The organism is Mastigocoleus testarum BC008 (genome assembly GCF_001456025.1).
In the GTDB taxonomy this organism is placed as follows: domain Bacteria; phylum Cyanobacteriota; class Cyanobacteriia; order Cyanobacteriales; family Nostocaceae; genus Mastigocoleus; species Mastigocoleus testarum.
On the sequence record NZ_LMTZ01000036.1, the window covers coordinates 21,723 to 28,770 of the forward strand.

The following is a 7,048-nucleotide window of genomic DNA, read 5'->3' on the forward strand; positions in this document are numbered from 1 at the left end:
TCGTTGGGGAGACGAACTAATGGAAACTTATCTGAATACAGACAATTTAAAATCCAGTGTGTCGTCTCCCCGCTCGTTGGGGAGGTGAACTAATGGAAACGTCATTGAACTGGCGGAAGTTGAAGAAATTCATCAGTCTCCCCACTCGCTGGGGAGATAAAAAATCACAACTAACTAATATTATTTCTTACTCTTCAACTGCTCCAAGGATTCCCGTAGCGACCTTTTTAACCTTCTCCACTAATTCAGATGGCTGTATAACTTTAACACTTCCACCAAAACCTAAAATCCATCTCAACAAATCAAAGTCATTTAAAGACCACTTTGGTAAAACCGTCTGAAATCTATTCGGGAATTGTTTATCTTCCGTAGGTGCTTCCAAACAAAAAATTGATTTTGGTAAATTTACTTTACCCACAGATCGAGGTCGAGACATTTTGATTTGTGCAAATCTTTTCGTACCTTCAGTGATAAAGTGAAATATCTTATCGTCGAACCACAGTTCTACCGTTACACATACTTCCATTCGCTTATTTTTATTTCGACTCAGGAATCGATATTGGTCTTCAACACTATTCCCTAGATATATTCCCGCACTTGCTTGTAAAAGTTTTTGAAGTTTTTCTAACGCTTTAGTTTGCTCTTGACGGGAACGATGTTGATTTTGGAAATTACCAAGGAATAGTCTATCTAAACGCTGCAATTTTAGTAAACCCGATTGTGCATCTTTACCAACACATTCATACCCCAAGTACCAAGCAAGATTATGAAAAACTATCTGTAAAGGATAAACAGTTATGAAGCTATTTGCATCACTTTCGTACTTGGGACTACCGCTAAAGGTGTTTAGTTCGAGTAATTCTCCTTTAACAATTGCACTTTCCAGGTATGGTAGTTTTTTTAGAAGTGAGGTTTCGTGTAAGTGTTTCTCATCAACAATTGAGTGATTCGCAATGGAACGAATGGGATAAATGTTTTCCTTGGAATCAATCAACTTGGTCTGTAGCATTCGTTCCTTGAAGGTATTGTAAAAGTCGAGTACTAAAGGGTCATCTAAACTTTTTGCTTGAGATTGGAGTATATCAAATAGTTTGATTAATTCTTGTTGGGAAAAGATTCCCGTACCTGCAAAGTAACCATGTCGCATGGGAAAGCTAGGGATAATTTGGTAAGGTTTGAGAATGTTTTCAATATCTTTTCGCAACATGGGGAGTCCACTTTCTGCATTATATATCCCTCCCGCTTGTTCTAAGGCTTGGGCTAAGGTTTTCATGCTACCTTTACCAAAGTCTTGCAAAAATGGCTGATTAACAATTACTTTTATTGTACTAATTAGGCGTTGAAAAACTTCTTGATCTGAATAAGAATGAAAAAATACCTTTGTTTGTAAAGATAAAGGTTGAGGTTTTTTTTCTTCCCTTGATATTGGCGTATCTGATTCTGTGTTTGATATTTTTATATTTAATAATTCTATATTTGATTTATCACCACCGGAAATAATCCCTACCTCTGTAAGATATTCTAAATCATGGGCTATTGCTTGTTCGCAACCGCAGACAGCACCATGTTTTTTCGCTACGATTGCGGTTATTTCTTGAACATTATTGTTAAATTTTGGTTGATGACCCAAAATATTTTCTAAAAGTTGTGGATTAGTATGATGTAGATTACCGATACCAGGGTATTTAATAATTAGGGAAATTAGGTGCATTAATCGGTCAAAATCAGCAAGCTTGCTATATTGATGAGGTGTAATATTAGCGTTGCGATTTTGGGAGTTAATAATACTGCGTTCGAGAACTTCCACCTGTTGATTGATTTGTTTTATGACAAACTCAGGTGACATTTTATTAGATGTAACATCAATAGTTCTCACCTTTGCAAATCCTTCTCCAGTAACCGGTGGAAAGTCTTTTAAAACCGCATACATATTTTTAATAACAGCTTCTGGAACCTGACGAACGCGTTTTTGATTCCAAGCTATACAGGTTTCCAATGGGGTATTGAGATACCATGCTATGCAGTAGAAGTCGAAATTTGCAGTTAAGTCTCGATCGCCTGTTCTTTCGAGTTCTATTTTGTTATTTTTAACTTTTACCTTTTTACTTTTAACTTTCTTCGTAACTTTCTGTAAAAAATCTATGCGAAAAGACCGTTTAAAGTTTGTTGCGTCGTAAATTACGTTCTTACTGTTGGTAAGTTTATTAACGATACCATTAATTGCTTCAGTTTCGATTGAATGCCAATCGCCTTGTATCGTAGCATTACCGTATAGTTCAGCCCGAATATCATCTGTAGAAATAATTTCGCAATTTTCAGCTTGAGCGATTAATTGTGCAAAAGTTGATTTACCACTAGCAGGTAAACCAACAAGAAAATGGATTATAGGTTTTTTAGTTTTTTGGTGTGATTCTTTGAAACTCTCTTGTGACATATAGTTCAATACAGTTCACTTAAGGCTAAATCTCAAGATTGAAGTAGGTTGGGTTGACAGAGGTTAGTAAAGCGTGTCCGTAGGACATAACCCAACAATAATCAAGTTTTTTTAGGTTCGCTGTCGCTTAACCCAACCTACAAAAATGCTTAACTGAACCGTATTGATATCGTGTCCGGTAAAACACTTGTGATAAGGTTCGTAGTAGCGCTTTAGCGCCATAGTAGATATATTGGCGCTAAAGCGCTACTACAAACATATTTTTTCATAAGTAATTAAGCGGACATGATATGACATATAGTTACATTTAATAAATTTTTTATTGCATTCATCATAATTGTGTGCAATTTGCTGAAGCGATCTTGTTAAAGAGTATTTTTCCATACACTTATCTCTATAGGTTGAATTTCTAAAATTTATACTCGCCAGTGTAGCCCCCTAAATTCCCGAATTATGGCGATTTTGAGAGATTTGTTCCCCCCAGAATTGGGGGGTTAGGGGGGCTAAATCATCCCATAATTAAGCAACGTCCTTTTTTAAGTTTTTATCAAGAACACAAACAACATACCGAAAAACTCAAAACGCGTTCTTGATGCTTAAAATGCTTTTACCTACTTGATTTCAAGTATTCATTCTCATAGATTTAGAAGTTTTATAAGCCCTGGAAAAGAATAATACTTTTGTAAAATTTCGTCATTCGCACGACATAGGCTTTACTTTTAATATTTTTAAGGCAATATAAATAATGATGTTAATAACTACTCATATAGTAACCCTAAATCATTTGTGACAATTAATATTGTAGAGACGTACCATGGTACGTCTCTACAGGATTTATCTATTCACAAATGAAATATGATTGCTATATTTACTCTAAATAATTGATACCTGTAATTGAATTTACTTAAAAAAGCTTATTTTTACCCTATAAGTCACTTTTTCTTGGCTTTTATTTCTTATTTTTCGCGATCTATATATTTATTTTGTCCGGAATTTAGCTCGAACACTATGGAAAACTACTACAAAAAAATACGTGTTAATACTTGTATTTTATATATTTTATATGTCTTATATGCAAATCCATAAAAATTTTATGTACAGCAATTATGACAATTTACACAGCAATTACCTTTGCTCCCGTACAGGGGTTTATCGAGAAGTCGCGTAAACTTAGAGACCTATATGGAGCCTCACAGATTCTATCTTATCTGAGTCAGCAGATAGTAAAACTTGCTAATTCTGAAGATGTCATATCACCAGCACGAATCAAAGTTCAAAGAGGAATGCCGAATCGTATCCTTTTAAAAGGGGAATTTACTCAGGAACAGGTAGAAAAAACCATGCTGTCAGCATGGAAACAAGTCCTAGAGGAATGTCGAAATTGGATTGAAAAAAAATTACCTGAATACGAATACCACTGGAAAAAAGATTGGGGAAAATGGGGGAACTATAGCTGGGAAATTTTTGTGGGAAAGGGGGATAGTATCACAGCAGCAATGGAAGACTTGGACAACTGTAAGCTTTCTCGCGGTTGGATTGCAGTAAATTGGATCGGTGAAAGTTCTAGTCTTACAGGAACGGATGGGATTGCGTTTCCTGGTTTGGGTGCAGAAGATAGACACCCTGATAAACTGAACTGGCGAAATGAAGGGATGAGGATTAAGGAATTTTACCAAAAACTTGCTTTTATACTAGATGAACCACATTCCGATAAGGAACCGAAGGGTAAATATATTGCAGCAAATGAACGACTAAGTATACCTGAGTTAGTTAAACGACTGGTAACCCTACCAGAAATTGCGAAAATCTTAGAGATGTCAGTACTCGAGAGTAGTTTTAGTGATATTTATCGCCGTCCGGAGAAGATAACCGAAAAAGATAAAGGACGTTGGACCGGTTGGTTTATGGGTGATGGTGATGAAGTCGGTAAATATCTCAAAAAACTTGCAAAACAAGAAAATGAAGAAGTTTCAGTTAAAAAGTTTAGTCAAGATATGCGGGAGTGGGGGAAAAACTTTTATCGAGCCTTTCCCCAAGATTTAGGTAGGGTTATTTATGCAGGTGGAGATGATTTTTTAGGAGTTATTTACAGCAAACAAAATGAAGATGAAATTCAACCCCAAAGGGCTTTTGATTGGTTGAAAAGTTTACCTGAAGAATGGAAGAAAAATAAACACAAAGATATTACTTTGAGTGTGGGATTTATTTGGGCTGGTCACAGCGTTCCCCAAAGAGATATTCTACAACATTGTCGAGAAGCAGAAAAACATGCTAAGTCTTTAGGGCGCGATCGCATAACTATCAGGATTTTGTTTAATAGTGGACAATATGTTCAATGGACTTGTCCTTGGGACAATCTAGATATCTTAAATCGGTATCGCGATCGCGAAGGGAAATCAAACTGGAGTCATGTTTATCAAGATTTGGCACAATTAAAATCTCGACATGCTTTTAGAATAGATGCCCAAACTTTTGATTATAAATTTGCAATTAATTTTTTAAAGATTTACTTTCCCCATGAATATGTCGATCAATTATTTAATGACTCGACTGCAAAATATATAGTTGGATTTAGTGATGATGCAAGTGGTTACGAACGCCCAACAGCAATAATTGCGTGGATTAATGACATGATTAATATAGGTTGGCATTTATGTTCAAATACATCATCTCCATCAGCCCTTTAGGTTATATGTATGGTAGTTCTGGTGCATTTTTATCGCCAGAAAATCTAGTCGGACGTTCTGGGAGAAAGTTTCCTCCGGAAGCAGCTACCCTTTCAGGTTTAATTTTTAGTACTACGAAGAGTCAGCATCAATCTTCTGCACGAGAAGTGCGAGAAAAGTTACAAGCAGAATTAAGGGAAAACTTGTACGTTGCTGGACCGTTCTGGGCGGAAGTAGATGATAAACAAGACTTTTATGTACCTATCCCTTGGAGTAAAATTATTTCCCGTAAAGGTATTGATGAATGGAAATTTAAAGATGGAAAATGGGGTCGTGAACATGAAAAATCAGATGAAAAACTAGAACCTGATTACCAATGGCAAAAAATTTCCGCTTGGGGAGATTCTGCAAAAAAGTTACAAGCTAATAAAGTTGTATCCGAACATCCTTGGAAGTTTTCTTCTCTTCTACATCCTAGTTTAGAGAAAAACCAGCGTTGTGTTAAACAAGCAGATGGTTTATTTCTGGAAAACTCCGTGCAAATTCCAGAAGATATTTGTTTGATTTATCTCTCAACATATCCCCTAGAACATGGTTGGTATCGTTTTGGTGGTGAAAATCACATTGTAGAAATTAATTGTGAAGAAATTACTCGTAAGAAGGTTTTACAACTATTAAATCAAGAAATTCAACGGACATTTGCATTAGTAGCACCGGGAATTTGGGGTTCTACTCGCTATTCATATCGGTATCCGCAAAAAGATTTCTTCCTGAATCAAAACCAAACAGTGCAAATGCTAACCGATAAACCCGTAGCTTACCGTTATCGGGCTAAGGGACGTTTGGGTACGGGAAGATATGCTGTACCTGCGGGTAGTGTTTATGTTCTCGACCAACCTATTGGTAAATCTTGGTGGAACTGGGATGATGATTGGTTTCCTAGTGAAGGTATCAATCTAAAAAAATTAGGATGCGGTTTTTGCTTACCAATAGATATTAAAGGAATATAGCACTACGAAGCTACGTTATACCAATTTGGAAAAATAATGAGACAAATAAATTTTTGTAGAGACGTACCAGAGCCTGCGGCGTCGGCGTTAGCCTCTGGTACGTCTCTACGGGGTAATCTGTTGCAATAATTTATTGAATTGGTATTAGAACATATATTAACCCTCAAAGCCATATATATTAAGCTTTTTACTTTTTTTGATTTTTTACTTTTTACTTTTTACTTGCGCGTAGCGTAAAGGAGTTGCTTAATGTACAAAAAAGCCTATGGTACCATCGAAACCTTAGCACCTCTCCATGTGGGTGCAACAGCTGGCGAAGAAAGTGGAAATTTAAACCTGATATTCCGCGATCAATTCACTCTTACGGGAATTATCCCCGGTAGTTCCCTACGCGGTCGATTGCGTGCAGAGATGCGCCAAAATCCAGAACTGGGAGAAGCAGAAGCAAATTATTGGTATGGAGATGCTGCGGGTTCAGCACACTCGGAAGTGAATAACGAATCAATTGTGAAAATCGAACATGCTTCCATTGTTTGGTTACCAGTATTTTCTCCAGGTCAACCTATTGTATGGGTAACTTGCGAGCGTCTTCTCAAACGATATAACCGGATTACTCAGAAAAAGTTGACGATTCCCGACCCCTACACTGGTTCTTCAATTCTAAAACCGCGCCAGTCTCAAAATAAGAAAACTCTTTTTTTCAACCTGGGATTCTTAACTGTCAATAAAATGGAGAATTTATCTGCTTGGTTTCCCGATGGTCAGGAACTACCCGCTGTAGTCGTCAAAGATGAAGATATTTCTATGATTCACGACATGGCATTATATCGTCAAAGCCGTGTCCGTTTAAAATCAATACCCGTGAATGAAATGCTCAAGCTGCCTTTGGAACAATAATTTCTAAATCTTTTTTCAAATCTCTAATTTCCGATTTATGA

Annotated in this window: 3 protein-coding genes and 1 pseudogene; 3 read left to right on the forward strand and 1 reads right to left on the reverse strand. The window is 36.6% G+C overall.

Features of this window, described 5'->3' with window-relative positions:
* Positions 1 to 187: 187 nt before the first annotated feature.
* On the reverse strand, positions 188 to 2,434 hold the full coding sequence (locus BC008_RS07630) for a WYL domain-containing protein (protein ID WP_027846807.1): 2,247 nt from the start codon (positions 2,432 to 2,434) through the stop codon (positions 188 to 190).
* A 1,106-nt stretch (positions 2,435 to 3,540) separates the two neighbouring features.
* Between BC008_RS07630 and BC008_RS07635 the strand changes: the two genes are divergently transcribed.
* The 3 genes and pseudogenes from BC008_RS07635 to BC008_RS07645 all read left to right on the forward strand — a co-directional run.
* Positions 3,541 to 5,121 carry a Cas10/Cmr2 second palm domain-containing protein gene (locus BC008_RS07635; protein ID WP_027846634.1) on the forward strand — a complete coding sequence of 527 codons (1,581 nt, stop codon included), beginning with the start codon at positions 3,541 to 3,543 and terminating at the stop codon, positions 5,119 to 5,121.
* Positions 5,088 to 6,110: a type III-B CRISPR module-associated Cmr3 family protein gene (locus BC008_RS07640; RefSeq protein ID WP_027846635.1), complete on the forward strand. Its 1,023-nt coding sequence runs from the start codon at positions 5,088 to 5,090 to the stop codon at positions 6,108 to 6,110. Before BC008_RS07635 ends, BC008_RS07640 begins: the two co-directional genes overlap by 34 nt.
* A 249-nt stretch (positions 6,111 to 6,359) precedes the next feature.
* Positions 6,360 to 6,962: pseudogene (locus BC008_RS07645) on the forward strand (RAMP superfamily CRISPR-associated protein); the annotation flags it as partial.
* Positions 6,963 to 7,048: the final 86 nt, after the last annotated feature.